Annotated in this window: 19 protein-coding genes and 1 pseudogene; 9 read left to right on the top strand and 11 right to left on the bottom strand. The window is 68.6% G+C overall.

The features are described from left to right. The first annotated feature begins 73 nt into the window (after positions 1–73). Positions 74–766: an alpha/beta hydrolase family protein gene (locus ABIE41_RS01380; protein WP_192643055.1), complete on the top strand. Its 693-nt coding sequence runs from the start codon at positions 74–76 to the stop codon at positions 764–766. Positions 767–791: 25 nt separating this feature from the next. Here the strand turns inward: ABIE41_RS01380 and ABIE41_RS01375 are convergent, their stop codons facing one another. The 4 genes from ABIE41_RS01375 to ABIE41_RS01360 form a co-directional block, all read right to left on the bottom strand. Next, entirely contained in the window at positions 792–1,793 is a 1,002-nt protein-coding gene (locus tag ABIE41_RS01375) for an NAD(P)H-quinone oxidoreductase (RefSeq protein ID WP_192643054.1), read from the bottom strand. A 92-nt stretch (positions 1,794–1,885) separates the two neighbouring features. Next, the gene (locus ABIE41_RS01370) at positions 1,886–3,280 is read right to left on the bottom strand and encodes a TRAP transporter large permease (RefSeq protein ID WP_210320974.1); all 1,395 of its coding nucleotides are present in this window, start codon (positions 3,278–3,280) and stop codon (positions 1,886–1,888) included. Between the two features lie 5 nt (positions 3,281–3,285). Then, positions 3,286–3,861 carry a TRAP transporter small permease gene (locus tag ABIE41_RS01365; RefSeq protein WP_192643053.1) on the bottom strand — a complete coding sequence of 192 codons (576 nt, stop codon included), beginning with the start codon at positions 3,859–3,861 and terminating at the stop codon, positions 3,286–3,288. A gap of 19 nt (positions 3,862–3,880) precedes the next feature. After that, positions 3,881–4,855: a sialic acid TRAP transporter substrate-binding protein SiaP gene (locus tag ABIE41_RS01360; protein WP_192643708.1), complete on the bottom strand. Its 975-nt coding sequence runs from the start codon at positions 4,853–4,855 to the stop codon at positions 3,881–3,883. A gap of 248 nt (positions 4,856–5,103) precedes the next feature. Between ABIE41_RS01360 and ABIE41_RS01355 the strand changes: the two genes are divergently transcribed. Further along, a complete protein-coding gene (locus ABIE41_RS01355) occupies positions 5,104–5,901 on the top strand; it encodes an HpcH/HpaI aldolase family protein (RefSeq protein WP_192643052.1) in 798 nt (265 codons plus the stop codon). Positions 5,902–5,923: 22 nt separating this feature from the next. Here ABIE41_RS01355 and ABIE41_RS01350 read toward each other — a convergent pair whose 3' ends face one another. Beyond that, entirely contained in the window at positions 5,924–6,163 is a 240-nt protein-coding gene (locus ABIE41_RS01350) for a hypothetical protein (protein WP_192643051.1), read from the bottom strand. A 184-nt stretch (positions 6,164–6,347) separates the two neighbouring features. On the opposite strand from ABIE41_RS01350, the gene minC reads away from it, so the two are divergent. The 3 genes from minC to minE are packed head-to-tail and all read left to right on the top strand — an operon-like array spanning position 6,348 to position 8,190. Beyond that, positions 6,348–7,082 carry a septum site-determining protein MinC gene (gene minC / locus ABIE41_RS01345; protein ID WP_192643050.1) on the top strand — a complete coding sequence of 245 codons (735 nt, stop codon included), beginning with the start codon at positions 6,348–6,350 and terminating at the stop codon, positions 7,080–7,082. A 32-nt stretch (positions 7,083–7,114) separates the two neighbouring features. After that, complete coding sequence (gene minD, locus ABIE41_RS01340) at positions 7,115–7,930, top strand: septum site-determining protein MinD (protein WP_192643049.1); 816 nt, start codon at positions 7,115–7,117, stop codon at positions 7,928–7,930. Then, the gene (gene minE / locus ABIE41_RS01335; RefSeq protein WP_192643048.1) at positions 7,927–8,190 is read left to right on the top strand and encodes a cell division topological specificity factor MinE; all 264 of its coding nucleotides are present in this window, start codon (positions 7,927–7,929) and stop codon (positions 8,188–8,190) included. Before minD ends, minE begins: the two co-directional genes overlap by 4 nt. A 37-nt stretch (positions 8,191–8,227) precedes the next feature. On the opposite strand, the gene ABIE41_RS01330 is transcribed toward minE, so the two are convergent. The 6 genes and pseudogenes from ABIE41_RS01330 to ABIE41_RS01305 all read right to left on the bottom strand — a co-directional run. Beyond that, entirely contained in the window at positions 8,228–9,466 is a 1,239-nt protein-coding gene (locus ABIE41_RS01330) for an MFS transporter (RefSeq protein WP_192643047.1), read from the bottom strand. Continuing rightward, positions 9,466–10,854, bottom strand: a complete 1,389-nt coding sequence (locus ABIE41_RS01325) for an NAD(P)-binding domain-containing protein (protein WP_192643046.1) — start codon at positions 10,852–10,854, stop codon at positions 9,466–9,468. Before ABIE41_RS01325 ends, ABIE41_RS01330 begins: the two co-directional genes overlap by 1 nt. A 34-nt stretch (positions 10,855–10,888) precedes the next feature. Further along, a complete protein-coding gene (locus ABIE41_RS01320) occupies positions 10,889–11,227 on the bottom strand; it encodes an ArsR/SmtB family transcription factor (protein ID WP_465247072.1) in 339 nt (112 codons plus the stop codon). 63 nt (positions 11,228–11,290) lie between these two features. Next, positions 11,291–12,211, bottom strand: a complete 921-nt coding sequence (locus ABIE41_RS01315) for an amidohydrolase family protein (protein WP_192643045.1) — start codon at positions 12,209–12,211, stop codon at positions 11,291–11,293. After that, positions 12,208–13,116 (bottom strand): NAD(P)-dependent oxidoreductase, encoded by a 909-nt coding sequence (locus ABIE41_RS01310; protein ID WP_354193346.1) that lies wholly within the window; start codon positions 13,114–13,116, stop codon positions 12,208–12,210. The genes ABIE41_RS01315 and ABIE41_RS01310 overlap by 4 nt, the downstream gene beginning before the upstream one ends. A gap of 27 nt (positions 13,117–13,143) precedes the next feature. Then, positions 13,144–14,307: pseudogene (locus ABIE41_RS01305) on the bottom strand (CaiB/BaiF CoA transferase family protein); the annotation flags it as partial. Between the two features lie 420 nt (positions 14,308–14,727). Between ABIE41_RS01305 and ABIE41_RS01300 the strand changes: the two are divergent. The 4 genes from ABIE41_RS01300 (at position 14,728) to ABIE41_RS01285 (ending at position 18,675) form a co-directional block, all read left to right on the top strand. Next, entirely contained in the window at positions 14,728–15,603 is an 876-nt protein-coding gene (locus ABIE41_RS01300) for a DUF6551 family protein (protein WP_192643044.1), read from the top strand. A gap of 81 nt (positions 15,604–15,684) precedes the next feature. Continuing rightward, positions 15,685–16,428, top strand: a complete 744-nt coding sequence (locus tag ABIE41_RS01295) for a Crp/Fnr family transcriptional regulator (protein WP_192643043.1) — start codon at positions 15,685–15,687, stop codon at positions 16,426–16,428. Between the two features lie 107 nt (positions 16,429–16,535). Beyond that, positions 16,536–16,865, top strand: coding sequence for a hypothetical protein (locus ABIE41_RS01290; RefSeq protein ID WP_192643042.1), 330 nt, complete (start codon positions 16,536–16,538; stop codon positions 16,863–16,865). A gap of 127 nt (positions 16,866–16,992) precedes the next feature. Further along, a complete protein-coding gene (locus ABIE41_RS01285; protein ID WP_192643041.1) occupies positions 16,993–18,675 on the top strand; it encodes a sensor histidine kinase in 1,683 nt (560 codons plus the stop codon). The last annotated feature ends 4 nt before the right edge of the window (positions 18,676–18,679 follow it).

The following is an 18,679-nucleotide window of genomic DNA, read 5'->3' as shown; positions in this document are numbered from 1 at the left end:
CCGCGCGCTGGCATTCCGACCGCCGCCGGCTCGCGCCGCGGCGGTCACCGTCTTTTTTGTCGATGGAGCCCTCATGGATCGCCGAACCGCCTTGCTCGGTCTCACCGGAGCCCTCGTTGCCGGGGCCCCGTCTCCGGCCTCGGCTCAGGCGCCCGTGACCATCGACCGTGTCGAGGGGGCTGGCCGCGGTCGCACGCCCGCCATCCTGCTGCTCCACGGCGCCGATGGCATCACGCGGCGCGCGCAATACCAGTTCGCCGCCAATGCGCTGGCGGGACAGGGCTACACTGTCCTGTTTCCGCATTACTTCGAGGTCACCGGCGAGCAGCGCGCCTCCTTTGGTGAGATCGGCCGCAAATATCCGGTCTGGCGCAGCGGGCTTGCCTCAGTGATCGAGAGCGTCCGCAAGGACCCAACCATCGATCCCTCGCGCCTCGCCATCGTCGGGATCTCGCTGGGCGGCGCGCTCGCCTTGTCGCTCGCCGCGCGCGACAGGCGCATCGGCGCCGTCGTCAGCTATTTTGGCTTCCTGCCGGAGGATCTTGACGAGGGCAAACCGCGTGCACCGACGCTGATCCTCCATGGCTCCGCCGACCGCATCGTTCCCGTCCGCAACGCAGAACGAATCGAGGCGCTGCTGCGCGGACGCGGCGTGCCGGTCGAGACGCAGATCTATCCGGGCGAGGGCCATGGCTTCAGCCAGACCGCCCAGCTCGACGCAGCGACCCGCAGCGTCGCCTTCCTGCGCCGGTATCTCGGCGCCTGAGCGGCGCCGAGTGTCGACCGACGGCTCAGCCGCCGACGGTCAGCATGATCTTGCCGAGATGGGCGCTCGATTCCATCAGCTCGTGGCCCTGCCGCGCCTGCTCCAGCGGGAAGGTCGCATGGATGATCGGCTTCACGGCGCCGGCCTCCAGCAGCGGCCAGGTTTCCTCACGGAGCTTCGCGGCGATCTCCGCCTTGAGCGCGACCGAGCGTGGCCGCAGCGTCGAGCCGGTCAGCGTCAGCCGGCGGATCATCATCGCGGTCAGGTCGAGCTCGGCCTTGGGGCCCTGCAGGAAAGCGATCTGCACCAGCCGCCCTTCGACCGCCAGCGCTGCAATGTTGCGCTGGATATAGGGCCCGCCGACCATGTCGAGGATGACATTGACGCCCTTGCCGTCGGTCAGCCGCTTGGCCTCGGCCAGGAAATCCTGCGCGCGATAATCGATCGCCTCGTCGGCCCCCAGCGACCGGCAAAAATCGCATTTCTCGGCTGAGCCGGCCGTCGCATAGACGGTCGCGCCCGCCTGCTTCGCCAGCTGGATTGCGGTCGAGCCGATGCCGCTTGAACCACCATGAACCAGGATGGTCTCGCCTGCCCGCAGCCGCCCGCGGGTGAAGACGTTGTCGTAGACGGTGAAATAGTTCTCCGGCAGGCCAGCTGCCTCCAGCAGCGAGAGCGGCTTCGGCACCGGCAGGCAGAGCGCCTCGTCGGCGACGGCATATTCGGCATAGCCGCCGCTGATCAGCAGCGCGCAGACGGCCTCGCCGATGCGGCTCTCGGCGACGCCCGCTCCGACGGCGACGATGTGGCCGGAGACTTCCAGCCCCGGCACCGTGGTCGCGCCGGGCGGCGGCGGATAGCCACCGGCCCGCTGCAGGCAGTCCGGCCGGTTGATGCCGGCGGCAGCCACCGCGATCAGGACCTGGCCCGGACCGGGTTGCGGCACGGGGGCCGTCTCGATCTCGATCACCTCCGGCCCGCCGGGCCCGGAAAAGCGCACCTGCTTCATCGTCTGCGGCAAAGCCATCGTCGTCTCCGTGGAGCGGCACCGGGAGGCGCCTTCGCCTCAACTTGTGGCGACGACGCGGGGCCTGTTCAAGGGCCAGGCCGCCCGGACGCCTACTGCAGCACGCGCGGCAGCCAGAGGCTGATCGCCGGGATATAGGTGATCAGCGCCAGGCTCAGCAGCAGCGGAACCAGCCAGGGCAGGATCGCCATCGTCGTCCGCTGGAAGCTGAGATTGGCGACGCGGGCGAGCACGAAGAGCACGAGCCCCATCGGCGGATGCAGCAGGCCGATCATCAGGTTCAGCACCATGACGAGCCCGAAATGCACCGGATCGATGCCGAGCTTGAGCACGATCGGCAGAAGGATCGGCGTCAGGATGGTGATCGCGGCGGTGGGCTCGAGGAAGCAGCCGACGAACAGCATCAGCGCATTCGCCAGAAGCAGGAACATCGCCGGGTCCGCGGTGAAGGCCAAGACCCAGCCGGCGATCATCTCCGTGGTGCGCGAAACCGCCAGAACCCAGCCGAAGACCGAGGCCGCCGAGACAATGAAGAGCACCGTTGCGGTCAGTTCCACGGTCTCCATGGAGGCCTTGATCACCATCCGGCCGCTGAGCGTGCGGTACCAGACGGTTCCGAGGAAGATCGCCCAGACGCAGGCCGCGATCGCACCCTCGGTGGCGGTGAACAGGCCCGACGTCATGCCGCCGATCAGCAGCACGGGCGTCATCAGCGGCAGCACGGCGGCGAAACGGAAGACGCGATCGGCCGCGAGCAGCAGGGCGAAGCCGGCAATGACCGCGATGCGCGGCGAGACGCCGGCCCCGACTGCGAGCCAGATCGCCAGCGGAAAGCCGGCCACGATCGCGAGCTCGCCCAGCACGCCGAGAATCCGCGGCCAGTGGAACGGCACGTCGCCGCCCCATTTGTTGCGGTGGGCGTAGAGGCTCACCGTCGCCATCATCAGCAGGGCCATGACCATGCCGGGCACGATGCCGGCGAGGAAGAGCTTCCCGATCGAGACATTCGCCATCATCCCGTAGACGACGAAGGGGAGCGAAGGCGGGATGATCGGCCCGAGCGTCGCGGAAGCCGCGGTGATGCCGACGGCGAATTCGACGTCGTAGCCATGCTCGCGCATCGCCTTGATCTCGATGGTGCCGAGACCGGCGGCGTCCGCCACGGCCGTGCCCGACATCCCCGAGAAGATCACCGAGCCGACGACGTTGACGTGGCCGAGCCCGCCGCGCATCCAGCCGACGAGGCCGAGCGCGAAATTGTAGATCCGGTTGGTGATGCCGGCCGAGTTCATCAGGTTGCCGGCCAGAATGAAGAAGGGCACCGCCAGCAGCGGGAACGAATCCAGCCCCGCGAACATGCGGTGGATGATGACGAAGTCGGGCGCGATACCGGTCGCGAGAATGTAGATCAGCGACGAGCCCGCCATCGCGATGGCGACGGGAATCCCTGAGCCCATCAGGGCGAGGAAGAGCAGCTTGAAGGACATCGCGCTCATGAAGACGCGCCCGCTGTCTCCGGACGTTCCAGCACGCTGTAGCCGTTCACCCAGTTGCGCCGCGCGACCTGGATTGCCCGCAGCGTCATCGCCGCGAAGCTCAGCATGACCACACCATAGACCCAACCGATCGCGATCGGCGCGACCGACATGGGCTGGCCGCCGATGCGGGAGATCAGCTGCCAGGTCAGCCAGACGGCGTAGCCGAAGAAGGCGACCCGCCCGAGATCGACCAGCGTCGAGAGCGGCCGCGTGATCCAGCGCGGCAGCCAGTGGTAGAAGAAATCGACATGGATATGGCTGTTCTTGCGCACCGAGCCGACGATGCCGATGAACACCGTGCAGACCAGCAGGTAGCGCGCGATCTCCTCGGTCCAGGCGGCGGAATCGTTGAGAGCATAGCGCGTGAAGAACTGGTGGAAGACGGTCGCCCCCAGCACGCAGAACACGCCGAAGCCGAGCCACTCCTCGATCGCATAGACCGAGAGGTCGATCGCTTCGTCCTGGACCTGGAATTCGCCCTTCTCGTTGAGGACGGCGGGTTGATCGTCGAGGCGGGCAGGCGTGGTCATGACTATGTCCGCGAATGGCTTATTTCAGCGCCACCAGCGCGTCGAAATCGGCCTGGACGAAGCCGAAATCCGCCGGCTTCGAACTCGCCAGCACGGCCTTCTGGAAGGCGGCCTTGTCGACCGTATGGATCGTGCTGGTGCCGGCCTTGACGATCTCCTGGCGCAGCTTGTCGTCCTCGTCGCGGATCAGGGTGGAGGCGTGCAGGCTGCCCTCCTGCATCGCCTGGACGAAGATCGCCTTGTCCGCGTCGGAGAGCTTCTTCCAGGTGCCGCCGCCGATCACCGTGTTGAGCACGTCGATGACGTGGCCGGTGAGCATGATGTGCTTCTGCACCTCGTGGAATTTCTTCGACCAGATCGTGTTGAAGGCGTTCTCCTGCGCATCGACCACGCCGCTCTGCAGGGCCGTGTAGACCTCGGCCAGGGCGATCGGCGTCGGATTGGCCGAGAGCGCCTTGGGGAAGGCCATATAGGCGGCGGCGTCGGGCACGCGGATCTTGAGGCCCTTCATGTCGGCCGGCGTCAGGATCGGCCGGCTGGACGTGACGTGCCGCTCGGCGGCATAGGTCAGCGCGACGATGCGGTTGCCGGTCGCCTTCTCGTAGCCATCGGCGAGGCGCTTGTAGAGGTCGCTCTTCGCATAGGCCTGGACATGGTCGAAATCGCGGAAGGCGAAGGGGAAATAGGTCACGCCGAGCGGCTTGGAGACCTGCGCCTGGAAGCTCGCGGCGCTGATGATGATGTCGACCGTGCCGAGCGAGAGGCCCTGGTTGAGATCGGATTCCTTGCCGAGCGTGGCGGAGGGATAGAGCTGGATCTTGTAGCGCCCGCCGGTGCGCTGCTCGATCAGCTCGGCCGCCTTGACGGCGCCCTTGTGATGCGGCTCGGCCGGCTCGTAGACATAGGCCCATTTCAGGGTGGTCTGAGCCTGCGCCGGCAGGGCGGCAAGGCTGAGCGCTGCCGCGGCGAAAGCCGCCAGCAGGTTGCGGGGCATCGAGGCCTTCGTGGTCACCGTCATTCCCGTTTCTCCCCCTGCTGCAGGCTTGCGTCGGCGCCCCACCTGGCCGCTCGCGTCCGGTGATCGGCACAGCAAACGACATGCCAGCCGAAAGCCGCCGTTCCCCACGATAGCGCCTCAAATGCATGCAGAAGACAAGTCCGACTGTTCGCAATCTGTGCACATTGTGCACGCAGTATGCGTGTGGTAGCCGGTCGCTGGGCGACGATTGGAGACAAGCTGCCATGCGAACCACCTTGCGCCGGATATTGGCCGAAGGCCGCACGCCGATCGGGCTCGCGGCCTGCGTCGTCCGCACGGTCGAGATCGTCACGGTCACGCGCAGTTGTGGCTTCGATTTCCTGCTGGTCGACATGGAGCATGGCCCGATCGCGATCGGCGATACCGCCTCGATCAGCGTCACCGCCTTCGAGGCCGGGCTGCCCTGCCTGGTGCGCGTCGGCGGACCCTACGCGCCCGACCTGGCGCGCGTGCTCGATTGCGGCGCCGAGGGGGTGGTGGTGCCCCATGTCGAGACGGCCGAGGAGGCGCGTCTGATCGTCGAGAAATGCCGCTTCCAGCCGCTGGGAAAACGCTCGCTGCCGAGCCCACTGGCGCGGCTCGGTTTCCAGGTGCCGCCGGCCGCGGAGATGACGCAGCGGATCGAGGCGGACACCTTCATCGTGGCCATGGTCGAGAGCGCCGGCGGCGTCGCTGAGGCCGGTGCGATCGCGGCCGTCCCCGGCATCGACGCTGTCATCATCGGCGCCAACGACCTCGCCGCCGATATGGGACATCTGGGAGCGGTCGACCATCCCGAGGTCTTGGCCGCCTTCGCCTCGGTCGCCGCGGCGACGCTCGCGCAGGGCAAGATCTTCGGCGTCATCGGCGTCGGTGCGGCGCTGCTGGAATCGCATGCGCTCGCGCTCGGCGCCCGGCTGATCGTCGCCACCAACGACATCAACCTCCTGATCGACCAGGGATCCGCCGTCGCGCAGACGCTGCGCGCGAGGACCGGACAGGCCGCTCCCGCCACCCGGTGATCGCCGCTGGGCCGCGCCCGCGCTAGTCTTCCGCGGGGGCGAGCCGGCAGGTCGAGCGCGTGAAGACCTCGATCTGCGACAGCGCGGCGTCGAGCGTCGCGAAGGGGCCGTGCTTCATCGAGCGCATGCTGTCGGCGACACGCTCGCCCGGGATGATTCGGTATTCGTCGGGCGCCGCAAGCTCGACGATCCCCATGCTGCGGCCGAGCAGATCGACCAGCACCCATTGGCTGGGGCCTTTCGGGGTCACGATGATGTCCATGGTCCTGGCTCCGCAGGCACCTCGCCCGGGCGCGACGATCGCACGTTTTGGGGCGCGACGCCTCATCCTTCGAACGACCCGCGGCGCGCCGGCCACACCCCCTGGGAAAGGCCTCCGGAGGCGCATCATTTACCAGCCGTTAACCATTGGCTGAATACACCAAAGACACCGAAAATTTACCAAGATGACCGCCGTGTTAACCAAACCCAGGCCGATCCGCCTCAAGGGGCGCTCCTATCTTGCCTTGACGCTGACCCCCGAGCTGCCGCTCGAGGACTGGCTGATCCGGCTCGACGAACTGGCTGCGCTCTCGGCCGGCTTCTTCCTGCGGCGGCCCGTCGTGCTCGACATCGAGGGGCTCGAGCTGGACCGGGCGGAGCTGCGCGACCTCGTCGGCAAGCTCTCCGGTCGCGGCGTTCGCATCATGGGGATCGAAGGCGCCCGTGCCTCGATGCTGGGCTCGGACCTGCCGCCGGCCATGTCGGGCGGGCGCTCGACCGCCGATGTCGAGCCGCCGGCCGCCGAGCCGCTGCCAGAGCCGGTGGCGCTGGAAAGCGTCGTGCACTCCGATCCGGCGCCGGGCAAGCCGGTGCCGTCGATCATCGTCACGCAGCCGGTGCGCTCCGGCCAGTCGCTGTTCTTCCCGGAAGGGGACGTCACCATCGTCGGCTCGGTCGCCTCGGGCGCCGAGATCGTCGCGGGCGGCTCGATCCATGTCTACGGCACGCTGCGGGGCAGGGCGCTCGCCGGCACCATGGGCAACGCGTCGGCGCGGATCTTCTGCAGCAGGCTCGAGGCGGAGCTGCTGGCGATCGACGGCTTCTACAAGACCGCCGAGGACATGGAGCCGGAATTGCGCGGCAAGGCCGTGCAGATCTGGCTCGAAGGCGAAACATTCAAGGTCGGGTCGATCGCCTGACCACGCGACATCGGGATAATCGGGAGAGGTCTATGGGCAAGGTCATCGTGGTCACCTCGGGCAAGGGAGGCGTCGGCAAGACGACCTCGTCGGCCGCGCTGGGAGCGGCGCTCGCCAAGGGTGGCGAAAAGGTCGTGGTGGTGGATTTCGACGTCGGGCTGCGCAATCTCGACCTCGTCATGGGGGCCGAGCGCCGGGTCGTCTATGACCTCGTCAACGTCATCCAGGGCGAGGCGAAGCTGACCCAGGCGCTGATCCGCGACAAGCGCGTCGAGACCCTGTACCTGCTGCCGGCCTCTCAGACCCGCGACAAGGACAACCTCACCGCCGAGGGTGTCGAGCAGGTCATCACGGCCCTGAAGAGCGTCTTCGACTGGGTGATCTGCGACAGCCCCGCCGGCATCGAGCGCGGCGCGACACTGGCCATGCGCCATGCCGACGTCGCCATCGTCGTCACCAATCCGGAGGTCTCCTCCGTCCGCGATTCCGACCGGATCATCGGCCTGCTCGATTCCAAGACGTTGCGCGCCGAGAATGGCGAGCATATGGAAAAGCACCTGCTGCTGACCCGCTACGACCCCGTCCGGGCCGAGCGCGGCGACATGCTCAAGGTCGACGACGTGCTGGAGATCCTCTCCATCCCGCTGCTCGGCATCATCCCCGAGAGCATGGACGTGCTGCGCGCCTCCAATCTCGGCTCGCCGGTCACGCTGGCGGATGACCGCAGCGCGCCCTCCATCGCCTATTTCGAAGCCGCCCGCCGGCTCCAGGGCGAGAACCTGCCGATCATGATCCCGGGCGAGAAGCGCGGCTTCTTCGGCAAGATCTTCGGAAGGAAGGCGGCATGAACCTGCGTCGTTTCTTCTCGCGCACCCAGTCGGCGCCTGCCGCCCGGGAGCGCCTCAAGGTCCTGCTCGCGCATGAGCGCGCCGCCGTCGGCGATTCCGATCTGGTGTCGAAGCTCAGGGACGAAATCCTGCGGGCGATCTCCAAGCACATGCAGATCGATGCCGACAAGGTCAGCGTCAAGATGGAGCGCGGCGCCCAGGTCTCGACGCTGGCCGTCGACATCGAGATCCCCTTCGACGTCGTCCGCAAGGCCGCCTGACAGAGAGCCATGAAGCTGGCCGGCATCGCGATGCCGGTCAGCCTGCTTCCCGTATCCGGTCCGCCATCCGGGCCAGCAGGAAGAGCGCCAGGGCAGCGGCGCCCGACACGGCAATCAGCAGAAGCGTGCTCGGCAGCAGCCCGGCCCGCTCGACCATGACAGCGAAGGCGACCGGCGCCGCCGCACGGATCGCCAGCCCCGGCGCCGAGAGCTTGCCCAGCATCGCGCCGTAGCCGGCCGGGCCGAAGAGCCGCAGCGGCACTGTGCCCCGCACGATCGAACTCAGCCCCATGCTGACGCCATAGGCGATGGCAAAGAGCCCGGCGAGCGTCGCTGTGGTGCCGCTGACCAGCAGCAGCGCAAATCCGATCGGCATCAGCGCCGCGGAAACCCAGGCGGTCGTCGTCGGCTCCAGATTGGTGCCGAAAAGCATCTCGACCAGCCGGCCGGTCACCTGCGAAGGGCCGACCATGGCGCCGATGCCGACGGCGAGCGCCGCGCTCAGCCCCAGGCCTTGCAGCATCGTCAGCATATGCACGGACATCGCCGAGGTGACGAAGCCCTGCAGGGAGAACGCCAGCGCCAGCAGCAGGAAGGCGCGGGTTCGCGCCGAGCCGGCGAGATAGGCTTCCGGTGCATCGTTCGGCCGGGCGGCCTGCGCAGTGACAGCTTTCGGTCCACCCCGCGCGGGTAGCAGCATCAGATGGAGCGGCAGGCACAGGACGAGATAGCCGAGTGCATAGATCTGGTAGATGGCCCGCCAATCGTAGTGGGCCAGCAGCGCGGTGCTCAGCGGCCAGAACAGGGTCGAGGCGAAGCCGCCGATCAGCGTGAGCTTGCTGATCGCGCGCCGCGCACCCGCCCCTTCCGCCTGCGTCAGTGCGGTGAAGGCCGCGTCGTAGAGCACCAGCGTCGCCACCGTCTCGACCGCGATCATGGCCGCGTAGAAGCTGACCGGGTCGCGCGCCTGCGACAGGCCATAGAGCGCGGCGGCGGCCAGCACGCTGCCCAGGCTCATCATCGCGCGCGTGCCGAAGCGGTCGATCAGCTGGCCGGAAAAGGGCGCGGCGAGCCCGCCTGCGAGCAGGCCGGCGGCGAAGGCGCCATAGGTCCATTCCGGCGCCCAGCCGAAGCTCTTGGTCATCTCGGGGGCGAGCACGGCGAAGGCGTAGTAGAGCGCACCATAGCCGGCGACCTGCGTGACGCCGAGCGCCACGATCAGACCGAGATGGCCACGCGCGGTGGAGGCCGCAGGCGGGGCAGAAAGCATCGTCATCAGGCGGTCGCAAGCTCCGGGATCTTCGTGGTTCCGCCGCAGCCGCAGCCGGGCTCGCCCGCCATCTTGGCGTCGTGATCCTGCGCGCAGCACGCGGTGCTGGCGGCCGGGGCCGGCCCGCCGCAGCAGCCCGATGCAACCGCCTTGCCACCACCCGGCGTCGCGCTGCAGACGCCCGTCTCCGGCAGTACGAGCTCGACCCGCCGCGCCGCCTCATGGTCGCCCGCGAGCGCCGCAACGATGGAGCGGACCTGCTCATGGCCGGTCGCGAGCAGGAAGGTTGGGGCCCGGCCATAGGCCTTCATCCCGGCGATGTAGAAGCCGGGTTCGGGATGGGCGAGTTCGGCCGCACCATGCGGGCGCACCGTGCCGCAGGAGTGCTCGTTGGGGTCGATCAACGGCGCCAGCACCGGCGGGCATTCCAGCGCCGGGTCGAGTGCGACCCGCAATTCCCTGAGCGGGCCGAGATCGGGCCGGAAGCCTGTGGCGACGATCAGCTCGTCGACCAGGACAGCGCGGCCGTCATCGGCAATCAGCCGCAGCCCGGCGGCATCGCTGTCGATCCGGTCGAGTCGGTAGCCGGTCTCCACGGCGAGGCGCCCGCTCTCGACGAGCTGCGCGAGGCGCAGACCGAGTTCGCCGCGCGCCGACAGCTGGTCGGCGGCTCCCCCGCCATAGGCTTTCGCAACATCGGCCCCGCGATAGAGCCAGGTGACCGCCGTCGGAGCGGGGGCGTCGGGAACAGCCGCGAGCGCGGTCAGCGTACCCACAGCGCTGTGCCCTCCGCCGAGCACGGCGACCCTGCGGCCGGCATAGCGTGCGCGATCGGCGCCGAGCACATCCGGCATGCCGTAGCGGATGCGTCCGGCGTTCTGCGCCTCACCGATGGCAGGGAGACCGCCCGAGCCGGCGGGATTGGGAGCGAACCAGGTCCCGGAGGTGTCGATCACGGCGTCCGCGAAGAGCGTCGTCTCCTCGCCGTCGGTGCCGCAGCGCAGCGCGAAGGGCGCGGTCTCGCGCCCGGCGGTGCGGACCTTGTCGAAGCCGCGGCGCGAGACGGCCAGGACCTCTATGCCGAGGCGGATGCGCTCGCGCAATGCGGGTACAGCCGCCAGCGGGGCGAGGTAGCGCGAAACGAGGTCGCCGCCGGTCGGATAGGCGTCGCCGTCCGGGCGCGTCCAGCCGGCCGCCTTCAGCAGCCGCTCGGCCGCCGCATCGACATTGAAGGCCCAGGGCGAGAACATCGGCACATGCGACCATTGCCGGACGGCATGGCCGATCGCAGGCCCCTTCTCCAGCACGACCGGATCAAGCCCGCGCTCGAGCGCATGGGCGGCGGCGGCGAGGCCCACCGGTCCCGCTCCGATGATGGCGATGGTCTGGCTCATATCCGTTCCCCCTGCCCAGTGGACGCCGGCGCAGTCAGGCGGCGCTGGCGTCGGATGTTCCACAGCACTCGTCGCGGCAGCATTCCGCCACGAGGAAGTCGACGAGGCCGCTCATCACCTCGAAATTCGCGCGGCAGACGAGGGTGCGGCCCTGCCGCTCCTGGCTCACCAGCCCGGCCACGATCAGCGTCTTCAGATGAAAGGAGAGCGTCGACTGGGCGATGCCGAGCCGGCTCTGGCAGTCCCCGACCGAGAGCCCGCCATGGCCGGCGCGGACGAGGGCGCGGTAGAGCGACAGCCGGGTCGGATTGCCCAGCGCCTCCAGGCGCGACGCTGCGATGATCGTTTCCATGCCGCGAGCATGATCGACCATCTCGCGACCGTCAATCGATATTTCCGGTTTTATCGAAATGAAGTGCTGCGGCGTTTGTGTCGATCAGAACCGGTAGATCCGCCGCGCATTGTCATGGAACAGGCGGTCGCGCTCCGCCTCGGTCATCGCAGCGGTGGCAGCGAGGAAGCCCGAGAAGATCGTGTCGAAATCCCCCACGAGCCCATCGACCGGAAAATTGCTGGCGAACATCGCCCGGTCGCTGCCGAAGATCGCGATCGCGTCGCGGATCACCGGCCCGTTGGCCTCGACGGTCCAGGGCCGGCCCGGCAGGCCAATCCCCGAGATCTTCAGCGCGACGTTGGGCTGCGCGGCTGCCTGCTCCAGCGCGCGACGCCAGGCGGCGAGCGCCTCCGGGCTGCGATCGGCCGGCAGGCCCGTATGGTTGACGATGATCTGCGTCGCCGGGAAATCCCTGGCGAGGTCGGCCGCCGCATCGAGGTGCCACCAGGGCGTCTGCAGATCATAGGACAGGCCGTGGCGCGCCAGCAGGGCATAGCCCTCGCGCCAGCGCGGATCGTCCATCGAACCCGGCGCGCCGCGGCGGGCGTCCGCCGGCTTGCCGACCGCGGCGGGCTTGTGCCGGACGCCGCGCACGATCGGCACGGCCGCATGGGACGCCAGCAGGGCGCCGGTCTCCGGCGCCGCGAAATCGCACCAGGCGACGATGACGGAGGGCACGCCCTCGCGGGCCGCGACCGCCGCGACCCAGGGGCTCTCCAGCGCAGCCTTGTCGCGCGCCCATTCGGCCTCGACATAAACCGAGCCGGTAACCGGCCAGTCCTTCGTGTCGGCGCGATAGTCGGCCGGCATGTAGGTCCGGCAGATTGCCGAATAGTCCCCATAGCGGAAGGGGACGCGCTCCTCCTTCAGCCAGGGCAGGTCGTTGGCCAGGTCCCAGATGTGGTGATGCGCGTCGATCACCGCGCGCGGGCGGGCGGGCAGGGGGCTCGGTCCGGGGCTCATGGCTGGCCCTTTCCACGCGTTGCGGCGTCGTGCTCGTAGAGCTTCACCACGGCCGCCGAATCCGACATCTCGTGGCCGAGCGCGACATAGTCCTTGTAGCGCTGCACGCCCTGCTCGATGACACCGAGATCGAGCCCCAGCCCCTGCGCGAAGGCGGAGACGGCCTTCAGATCCTTCAGCAATTGCCGCGCATAGCTGGAAGGTGGCTCGAAGGCGCGCTGCTGCATCTGCGGATAGAGCCGCTGCAGCAGGCTGCTGTCGGCATGGCCGCCGGCGAGGCATTGCGGCAGCCTGGCGGCGTCGATGCCCGCGGCCTCCGCCAGCATCAGCGCTTCCGCCATGAGAACATAGCCGGTGCCGACGATCGCCTGGTTGATGACCTTGGTCGTCTGGCCGGCCCCGACCGGCCCCATCAGGGTGACGTTGCCGGCCATCTCCGCGAGAAGCGGCTTGGCCGCCTCGAAATCATCGGGGTCGCCGCCGGCCATCACCGTCATCTGGCCCGTGCGGGCGAGTTGTGGCCCGCCCGAGACCGGCGCATCGACCCAGCCCGCACCCGTGAGCGCCTTCAACTTCGCCGCGACACGGCGCGTGCCCTCGGGATCGGCGGTCGAGAAATCGATGACGAGCTTCGGAGCCGAGGCCGCTGCGGCGATTCCGTCCGGCGACAGGACGCAGCGCTCGACGGCCTCCATATGCAGCACGCACAGCATGACGATGTCGCTCGCGGCCGCGACCGCCGCGGGAGACTCCGCTGCGACGGCGCCGTGCGGCAGGACCGTCGCCAGCCGCTCGGGCTCAAGGTTCCAGACAGTCACGCTGTGGCCGAGATCGAGCAGGCGACGCACCATCGCCTCGCCCATGATGCCAATGCCGATGAAGCCGATGCGCGGGCGCGCGGTCACCGCACCGGCCGCGAGGCCCGCGGCCTCCGGCGCGAGCAGGCCGCGCGCGACCAGCTCCTGCCGGATCTCGGGGCCGTGCTGGTCGAGCAGCGGCGGCGGCAGGCGCATCTGCTGCGGCGTGGCGCTGAGCTTCACCGGGAAGCCGAGCGCCTTGAAGGCCCCTTCCACCGGGTGCGGCACCATCTGCACCATCTCGCGCGCCACCGCCTGCTCGCTGACGACGGCCTGCGCATAGTCGAGGATCGGCGCGGCCGGCACGCCGGCCTCCAGCAGCCCGTCGATCCAGGCCTGGCGCGTGCGCGAGGCGAAGGTCGGCGCCATCGCGGCGATGAGCTCGAGGCGGTTGGCGATGCGCGCGGCGTTGGTCGCGAAGCGCGCATCCGCCTGCAGGTCCTCGCGGCCGAGCACCTTGAGCAGCTTCATCCAGAGGCCCTGATTGGCGGCGCCGATCACGAACCAGCCATCGGAAGCCGCCACCGCCTGATAGGGCGCCGACATCCGGTTGGCCGATCCGATCGGCTCCGGCGTCTTGCCCGTGCCCCAGAGTTCGGTCGTTTCCCAGACGGAGAGCGCGAGCGCGGCCTCGAACAGCGAGGCATCGACGAACTGGCCCTGGCCGGACACCTGCCGCCCGATCACCGCGCTCAGCACGGCATAGGTCGTGAACAGCCCGGCCCCGAGATCGGCGACGGGGATCGAATTCTTTGCCGGCTCCATGCCCGGCAGCCCGTTCGCGCTGAGCACGCCCGAGACCGCCTGGGCGATCAGATCAAAGCCCGGTCGTTGCGACCAGGGGCCCGTCTGGCCGAAGCCCGAAATGCTGGCGAAGATCAGGCGCGGATTGAGCGCCTTCAGCGTGTCGTAATCCATGCCGAGGCGCTTGGCGACGCCGGGGCGCGCATTCTCGATCAGGATGTCGGCGGTCTTGACCAGCGCGTAGAGAACAGCCCGGTCGGCCTCTGATTTCAGGTCGAGCGCGATGCTGCGCTTGTTGCGGTTCAGCGCCAGGAAGCCGGGGCTGTCGGCGCCTTTCAGGCGAAAGCCCATCGACTGACGCGTCGAATCGCCGGTGCCCGGCGGCTCGATCTTGATCACGTCCGCGCCCATGTCGGCCAGCAACATGCAGCAGAACGGCCCGGCCATGACCTGCGAAATATCGAGCACCCGGATGCCCGCGAGCGGCAAAGCCATTCCTCTTCCTCCCTGTCCGGGCCGTGTTCGCAAAACGCACGCGTCCGCGCCGGCCTCTTCGGTCATCCGCCTGTGCGGCGTGCCTGGCGCATCATTCCGTGTCGGCGGGCGAGAAGCCATGGCGCGGCGCGCGTATGCAGTATGCACGTTTGCTATGGCGATCGCGACGCCGGGCGGCCGCGGGGTCGATGGCGGAGAAGCGTGGCAGGCCGCAATTGCAGCCGGACGTATGGGCTCGTTCAAGGCATGCGCACCGCGAGCATTGCACGCACCAGAGCGGGCTTTGTTCCCTGCGGTGGGCGGGATGGGTGCCTGCGATCAGGATGAGCCGATCATGTCACACGTTAATGTCCGGCTTTGAACGGTAACTAATCTGCCGCCGACCGCAGGCTGAACAGACATGAACGGGAGCAGCGAGCGATGTCGGCTGAAATCAAACCGATCCGCGCCCTTGAAACGGCTGCGGAATGGCCGCGCGCCGGGATCGGCCCCCGCCCCTCGACGAGGGTGCTAAAGGCGGCGGAGCTCTGCGTCGACCCGGCCTATCAGCGCGACCTGTCTTCCAAATCGGTCCGCCTGATCCGCAAGCTCGTCGAGGAGTGGGACTGGCGGCGCTTCAAGGTCCCGGTGGTCACCCGCGTGGACGATCAGTGGCACGTCATCGACGGGCAGCACACCGCGATCGCTGCCGTTACCCATGGCGGCATTGAGGAACTCGAGGTGCTCGTCGTCGAGGCGGGTGACCGCAGCGACCGGGCCGGCGCCTTCATCGGCCACAACAGGGACCGGGTGCAGATCACCAACAGCCAGCTCTTCTTTGCGGCAGCGGCGGCCGGCGACGAGGATGTGCTGACCGCGCTGCAGATTTGCGAGCGGGCTGGCGCGTGTGTGCTGCGCAACCCGTCGCCTGGCCGGCCCTTCCGCCCCGGCGAGCTGATCGCGATCGCGGCGCTGATGCAGCTCGTGAAGCGGCGAACCGCCGTCAAGGCCCGCACCGTCATCGAGACGCTGGTGCGCATCCGCGCCGCGCCGATCACCGCCGACCTGATCAAGGCGGTCGACATAGTCCTGCATGACCGCAATTACGGCGAGGTCGATCCCGAGGAGATCGTCGCGGCCTTCGAGAAATATGGCGCCGTTCTCACCGCCAAGAGCGTCGAACTGGCGCTGGCCAAGGCGATCCCGCGGGCGAGGGCGATGGGCGTCGTGCTCTACCAGCACACCCGCAAGCGCAAGCCGGCGCGACCAGCGGATGGGGCGAACGGCCATGATGCGGCCGGCGCCCTGCTGGTCTGAGGCCATGCCGTCATCCGCCGGAGCCCGACCGCACGACGAGCCGCGATGCGGCAAGAGGCCGGCGCCCGGGCGTGGATTGTGATGGCCGCCATCGGCGATGACGGGCAGCCGCTGGCCCCTTTGCTGCGCAAGCTGATCGCGCTCGGCCCCGTGATGCAGGGCGAGGCCGCGGCCGTCGAGGCGCTGCCGCTGACGTTTCGCGAGTACCGGCCCGGGCAGGAGATCGTGCGCGAGCGCGACCGGCCAAACCAGGCCTGCATCCTGCTCAGCGGCCTGTGCTGCCGCTTCAAGATCGTCGGCGACGGGGCCCGCCAGATCAACTCCTTCCATATTCCAGGCGACATGCCCGATCTCCAGAGCCTGCTGCTTCACCAGATGGACCATGGCCTGTTGACGCTGACCCGCGTGAAGGTCGCGCTCGTGCCGCATCCGACCCTTCTCCAGCTCATCGCGGGCCACCCCCGGCTCGGCCTGCTGTTCTGGCGCGACACGCTGATCGACGGCTCGATCTTCCGGGAGTGGATGTGCAGCATCGGGCGCCGCTCCGCCCGCGCGCGGGTCGCCCATCTGATCTGCGAGCTGTTCCTGCGCTATCGCAATGTCGGGCTCGTCGAGGACAGGTCGATGCCCTTCCATCTGACGCAGACCCAGATCGGCGATGCGCTCGGGCTCTCGGTGGTGCATGTCAATCGGGTCGTGAAATCACTCCGGCGCGACGGGCTGATCAGCCTTGCCAGCCGCAGGCTGACGATTGGCGACTGGGCGGCACTGGTGGACATCGGCGATTTCGACGACGCCTATCTGCACCTGACCCCCGAGAGCTGAAGCCGGCGCAAAGCGCCTCCTCTCCATTAGCCTAGGTTAATGCGGCGATGGGTCGCTCCCGCGATAGTGGAACCTTGCTGGGGGCCGCACAGGGAAAGGAGCCGGCCATGGATATCGGCGAAACGAAGACCGTGATCCTGCCTTGCTACGCCGTCGCCGATTTCGACTGGCGCGATGGGGGCCGCGGCGCGTCCTCTGACTACGAGCGTTGGCGACAGGCCGCGCAGCGTACTGTGGCGAGCCATCTCGCGGCCGGATATGCCGTCGAACTGGTCTCCGTCCGGCGTCGCGAGTTCAAGGCGTGGCTCGTCCTCAACGCCATCGAGGACAGCCTTCAGGCCCGGCTCGACTATGTCCGGGCTTCAAGAACCGCACCGCGTCGCACCGTCCGGCTGAGGGTGCGCAGCGCGGCGGGCCCGCGGAAGCTGGCCTCGTGACCAGCGCCGCTTCTTTGGTCGATAAGTCTTTGCCGCCACAGGCGGCGGATGCGACGGTGCGGGCGGATATTCAGAGGGGGCAGGCGCAAGGCGGCGGGCTTGTGATGGGTTGGCCGGAGCGTGCACGGTGAAGAAGCGCCTCTTCCTGCTGGCGACGGCGGCTCTGGCTCCCGGCGTCGCCCTGCTGGCGATCAACGAACTGACCTATCGCGCGGAGCGGGAGCGCGAGGTTCATCGGTTGGCGCAGCAGGCGAGCCGCCAGGCTGCTTTCGAACTCGAGCGCATCATCGAGGGCATGGACGGATTGCTGATCGCGGTGGCGGCCAATGCGGCCGTCTCGCGGGACGATCCCGCCGGTTGCAGCCGGGCGCTCGCGGCCGTGGCGGCGTCCGTGCCGTCGATCCGGGTGATCTCCCTGATGTCGGTCGAAGGCAGCGTCATCTGCGACAGCATGGGCTCGCCCGCCGGCCAGGACCTGTCCGACCGCAGCTATCTGCGCGACGCCCTCCTCGCCGATCGCACGGTCGTGGGCGAATACACGCAGAGCCGCATCACCGGGACTCCCGTCCTGCCGCTCGCCCGCGCAGTCCGGGACGGAAAGGGCGAAGTCCGCGCCGTGCTTGCGACCGGGATCCGGCTCGACTGGCTCGGCGAGCGCCTGCGCGAACGCGGCGTCACCCCCTCGGGCGCGCTGACGGTGGCCGACCGCAACGGCGTCATTCTCGCGCGTCATCCCGCGCCGGAGCGGTTCGTCGGCACGCGGATTCCGGAGGCCTTCCAGCACCTTGTGCGCGCGCCGCAGCCCGGCAGCCTCGATCTGGTGAGCCAGGACGGCGAGGCCCGCATCGTCGGCTACCAGCCGATCGGCGCCGCCCCGCAGGCGCTCTATGTCAGTGCGGGGCTGGCGCGGTCCCAGGCCTTTGCCGCGCTCAACCGCTCGAGCCTGATGGGAGCGATCATCGTCGGCCTCGGCGCGGTGCTGGCCTTCGCCGCAGCCTGGTTCGTCGGCAACGCCTTCGTCCGCCGCCCGATCATGAAGATCAACGAGGTGCTGACCGCCTGGCGAAACGGCGAGAGCCACCGCCGTACCGGCATGCGGGTCAGCCAGGGCGAACTCGAAAGCGTCGGCCATGCCGTCGACGACATGCTCGACGAACTCACCCGTCGCGACGAGGCGGCCACCCGTGCGCGCGAGCAGCGGGATCTGCTGACCGGCGAACTCGGGCATCGCGTCAAGAATCTGCTGACGGTGCTGCAGGCGATCGCCCGGCAGACCTTTGGAACTTATGTCGATGCCGAGCGATCGCGGATCTTCTCCGATCGAGTGGTCGCCCTGTCCTCCGCGCTCGACGTTCTCCTGTCCGACGAGCAGCGCGAGAGTTCGATCGCCGAGGTGGTCGCGACGACTCTTCGCCCGCATGTCGACCGGATGAGCCGGATCAGGACCTCGGGGCCGCCGGTCAGGCTGGAGAGCAAGACGGCGCTGGCGCTCTCGATGATCGTGCACGAGCTCTCGACCAACGCGCTGAAATACGGCGCGCTGCGGGACGAGGTCGGGATGGTCACGATCGAATGGAATCGGGATGAGGACGGGCGCGTCGAGTTCGTCTGGCAGGAGGCTGGGGGACCACCGGTGGTGCCGCCGGAGCGGCAGGGTTTCGGCAGCCGGCTGATCCGCCATGCGCTGCCCGCGGAATGCGATCCTCACATCGAGATCGATTTCCGGCCCGAGGGGGTCGTCATGCAACTCTCCTTCGACACGGGTCGCAGTGGCCTCTCCGGCCAGCAGCAGGCCGCGGCCGCCGGGTGACGGT

Origin of the sequence: Bosea sp. OAE506, from assembly GCF_040546595.1 — a bacterium.
Classification (GTDB): domain Bacteria; phylum Pseudomonadota; class Alphaproteobacteria; order Rhizobiales; family Beijerinckiaceae; genus Allobosea.
This window is presented reverse-complemented; position numbering and strand designations above follow the sequence as displayed.

Coding starts and splice junctions, on each gene's coding strand:
- ABIE41_RS01355 (WP_192643052.1), top strand. CDS start 5,104: ATGCGAACCACCTTGCGCCGGATATTGGCCGAAGGCCGCACGCCGATC.
- ABIE41_RS01325 (WP_192643046.1), bottom strand. CDS start 10,854: ATGAGCCAGACCATCGCCATCATCGGAGCGGGACCGGTGGGCCTCGCC.
- ABIE41_RS01370 (WP_210320974.1), bottom strand. CDS start 3,280: ATGTCCTTCAAGCTGCTCTTCCTCGCCCTGATGGGCTCAGGGATTCCC.
- minE (WP_192643048.1), top strand. CDS start 7,927: ATGAACCTGCGTCGTTTCTTCTCGCGCACCCAGTCGGCGCCTGCCGCC.
- ABIE41_RS01375 (WP_192643054.1), bottom strand. CDS start 1,793: ATGGCTTTGCCGCAGACGATGAAGCAGGTGCGCTTTTCCGGGCCCGGC.
- ABIE41_RS01330 (WP_192643047.1), bottom strand. CDS start 9,466: ATGACGATGCTTTCTGCCCCGCCTGCGGCCTCCACCGCGCGTGGCCAT.
- ABIE41_RS01295 (WP_192643043.1), top strand. CDS start 15,685: ATGGCCGCCATCGGCGATGACGGGCAGCCGCTGGCCCCTTTGCTGCGC.
- ABIE41_RS01290 (WP_192643042.1), top strand. CDS start 16,536: ATGGATATCGGCGAAACGAAGACCGTGATCCTGCCTTGCTACGCCGTC.
- ABIE41_RS01315 (WP_192643045.1), bottom strand. CDS start 12,211: ATGAGCCCCGGACCGAGCCCCCTGCCCGCCCGCCCGCGCGCGGTGATC.
- ABIE41_RS01350 (WP_192643051.1), bottom strand. CDS start 6,163: ATGGACATCATCGTGACCCCGAAAGGCCCCAGCCAATGGGTGCTGGTC.
- ABIE41_RS01365 (WP_192643053.1), bottom strand. CDS start 3,861: ATGACCACGCCTGCCCGCCTCGACGATCAACCCGCCGTCCTCAACGAG.
- ABIE41_RS01320 (WP_465247072.1), bottom strand. CDS start 11,227: ATGGTCGATCATGCTCGCGGCATGGAAACGATCATCGCAGCGTCGCGC.
- ABIE41_RS01380 (WP_192643055.1), top strand. CDS start 74: ATGGATCGCCGAACCGCCTTGCTCGGTCTCACCGGAGCCCTCGTTGCC.
- minD (WP_192643049.1), top strand. CDS start 7,115: ATGGGCAAGGTCATCGTGGTCACCTCGGGCAAGGGAGGCGTCGGCAAG.
- minC (WP_192643050.1), top strand. CDS start 6,348: ATGACCGCCGTGTTAACCAAACCCAGGCCGATCCGCCTCAAGGGGCGC.
- ABIE41_RS01360 (WP_192643708.1), bottom strand. CDS start 4,855: ATGCCCCGCAACCTGCTGGCGGCTTTCGCCGCGGCAGCGCTCAGCCTT.
- ABIE41_RS01300 (WP_192643044.1), top strand. CDS start 14,728: ATGTCGGCTGAAATCAAACCGATCCGCGCCCTTGAAACGGCTGCGGAA.